The 266-nt window shown below is 68.4% G+C and carries 1 protein-coding gene; it reads left to right on the top strand.

Annotated features, from left to right (window positions below; all coding sequences use genetic code 11):
- Positions 1-266 (top strand): hypothetical protein (locus tag FNJ47_RS50765; protein WP_206685424.1); only part of this gene is annotated, 266 nt, incomplete at both ends.

Genomic DNA, 266 nt, shown 5'->3' on the forward strand with positions numbered 1-266 from the left:
GTGGCACAGTCCGCAGGCCAGGCGATCAATGTGCCGTCGGGTGCCAATGTGGTGTTCGATGCCGGGACGTCAGCCGGCACCGATACGCTATGGGCGCGGCTCATTCAGAACGGCACGGCGGGGGGCTGGCAGCAGTTCTCTGTCTCGGTGGCGACGCCGACGCTGAATGTATCGAGCGTGCCGAATGCCACGGCGGGGGCGCCGGCTTCGCTCCCCCGGCTCGTGGACGTGTCCGCTCCGCGCACAGTCCCGTGTTCCATGCTGCG

The sequence above is a fragment of the Bradyrhizobium uaiense genome (genome assembly GCF_010811875.1).
Lineage (GTDB): Bacteria > Pseudomonadota > Alphaproteobacteria > Rhizobiales > Xanthobacteraceae > Bradyrhizobium > Bradyrhizobium uaiense.